Here is a 2,785-nt window from a genome sequence, read left to right on the forward strand (position 1 = left end):
GCCCCACCCTCCCCCAGCAACCCGGAAGCCGCGCTGGCTCCGGCCCTGGCTCCGGCCCTGGCTCCGGCCTTGGCTTTGGCCTCGAAAAAAACAATCCAACCCCCACACCCACTACCCTTTACAACACCGACCTCAACGCCGGCACAACCACCATACGCCGTAGTATGCTTTGACCCACGCAGCACCCGCCCAAGGATTGCGCCCATGCACCACCGCCTCCGTACCGCCCTCACCGTCGCCCTGCTCGCCGGCACCGCCCTGGCCCTGGCCGCCTGCAACAGCGGCGTCGTCAAGCGCGTCTCGCCCCCGGCCGCCAGCGTCCAGCAGCTCACCGTACGCGCCGACGGCGGTTGGGATATCGCCCTGCGGCTGCAGAACTTCAGCTCCATGCCCATGACCTTCGACAGCGTCAGCCTGACCCTCAGCGTCGGCGACGAAGCGGCCGGCACCCTCACCACCCGCCCCGCCCTGTCCATCGGTGGCGTCTCCGCCGACGTCATCAACGTGCAGCTGCAGCCCAGCTCCAACGCCCGCCTGGTCGTCGCCGATGCCCTCGCCGGCAACCGTACCCTCGCCTACGCGCTCAAGGGCACGGTCAGCGCCACCCCGCAGGAAAAGAAACAACGCAGCTTCGACGTCGACAACCACAGCACCCTCAACCAGGCCCCCGGCCTGCCCGGCGTGCTGCGCTGACCGGCGCACTTCCCGTATCCCTTTGCACCTGATCGAGACCTGACGATGAGCAGCTACACCGCACCGCTTTCCGATATCCGTTTCGCCCTGCATGACGTGCTCAAGGTCGAACCGCTGTTCGCCCGCCTCGGCTTTGCCGACGCCACCGCCGACGTGGTCGACGCCGTGCTCGAGGAAGCCGGTCGCTTCAGCACCACCGTGCTGGCACCGCTGAACAGCGTCGGTGACGAAATCGGCTGCGCGCTCGACCAGGCCACCGGCGAAGTGACCACGCCGCCGGGCTTCAAGCAGGCCTACGCACAGTTCGTCGAGGGCGGCTGGACCGGCCTCACCGCGGCGCCAGAACTTGGCGGCCAGGGCCTGCCGCACACCCTGGGCGTGCCGCTCAATGAAATGATCAACGCCGCCAACCTGGCCTGGGGCAACTTCCCGCTGCTCTCCCACGGCGCCATCGAAGCGCTCAAGCAGCACGGCGAAGCCTGGCAGCAGGACGCCTTCCTCAAGCCGCTGATCGAGGGCCGCTGGACCGGCACCATGTGCCTGACCGAACCGCACTGCGGCACGGACCTGGGCCTGCTCAAGACCAAGGCCGAGCCCAACGCCGATGGCAGCTACGCCATCACCGGCACCAAGATCTTCATCACCGCCGGCGAGCACGACCTCACCGACAACATCGTCCACCTGGTACTGGCCAAGCTGCCCGACGCACCGGCCGGCGCCAAGGGCATCTCGCTGTTCGTCACCCCCAAGTTCAAGGTCGACCGCGGCGGCAAGGTCGGCGAACGCAACGCGCTGCGCTGCGGCTCGATCGAACACAAGATGGGCATCAAGGGCTCGGTTACCTGCGTGATGAACTTCGACGGTGCCCAAGGCTACCTCGTCGGCCAGCCGCACAAGGGCCTGCAGGCGATGTTCACCATGATGAACACCGCGCGCCTCGGCGTCGGCCTGCAGGGCATCGGCCTGTCCGAGCGCGCCTACCAGAACGCGCTCAAGTACGCCCGCGAGCGCCTGCAGTCGCGTTCGCTGAGTGGCCCGAAAAACCCGGAAAAGCCGGCCGACCCGATCCTGGTCCACCCGGACGTACGCCGCATGCTGCTCACCATCAAGTCGCTGGTCGAAGGCAGCCGCCTGCTGGCCCTGCACGCAGCCACGCTGGTCGATGTTGCCCACCACGCCGAGGATGCCGGCGAGCGCGAGCGCGCCGACACCCTGGTGAGCTTCCTGACCCCGATCTCCAAGGCCTGCCAGACCGAATGGGGCATCGAAAACACCTACAACGCCCTGCAGTGCTTCGGCGGCCACGGCTACATCCGTGAACACGGCATGGAGCAGTTGGCCCGCGACGCGCGCATCACTACCCTCTACGAAGGCACCACCGGCATCCAGGCGCTGGACCTGATCGGACGCAAGACCGCCTCCAGCCAGGGCGCCGGGCTGAAGCTGATGCTGGCCGAGATCGAAACCTTCGCCAAGGCCAATGAAGGCAACGAAGCGCTGGCCGAATTCATCGCCCCGCTGCGCGCCAAGGCCGACGAATGGGGCAAGCTCACGATGGCCACCCTGCAGCGCGCCGCCGGCAACCCCGAGGAACTGGGCGCGGCCAGCTTCGACTACCTGTTCTATTCGGGCTACGTGGTGCTGGCCTACTGGTGGGCCCGCAGCGTCGCCGCCGCCGATGCCTCCGCGCAGAGCGAGGCGTTCAAGCAGGCCAAGCGCGAAACCGCCCGCTTCTACTTCGCCCGTGTCCTCCCGCGCACCCTCAGCCACGCCGCCGCGATCCAGTCCGGCGCCGCCCCGCTGATGACCATGGAAGACGCACATTTCGGCGAGGCCTGAGCACCGCACCGGCCCACCGACCCACCGACCCACCGACCAACGGTCACTCAATACCGCCACCGCTGTGACTCCGGCAGGTGCCGACCGCTGGTTGGTACCACCGACACCCCATCTGGAGAAAAGCCCCCTTTTTGTTAAAGGGGGCGCGCCAACGGCGCGGGGTTTAGGTGGAATGCGCGGAACGCGGTCGCCACCGGCGGCCGCGTTGGGCGCGCCAACGGCGCGGGGTTCAGGTGGAATGCCCAACCGAATC

Annotated in this window: 2 protein-coding genes; both read left to right on the forward strand. The window is 67.8% G+C overall.

The window, feature by feature from the left end; genetic code table 11:
* Positions 1–204: 204 nt before the first annotated feature.
* Positions 205–693 carry an LEA/WHy family protein gene (locus AC1DR7_RS20205; protein WP_457322333.1) on the forward strand — a complete coding sequence of 163 codons (489 nt, stop codon included), beginning with the start codon at positions 205–207 and terminating at the stop codon, positions 691–693.
* A gap of 45 nt (positions 694–738) precedes the next feature.
* Positions 739–2,532 (forward strand): acyl-CoA dehydrogenase C-terminal domain-containing protein, encoded by a 1,794-nt coding sequence (locus AC1DR7_RS20210; protein ID WP_478052264.1) that lies wholly within the window; start codon positions 739–741, stop codon positions 2,530–2,532.
* Positions 2,533–2,785 lie beyond the last annotated feature (253 nt).

The sequence above is a fragment of the Stenotrophomonas sp. P5_A9 genome (assembly GCF_056400525.1).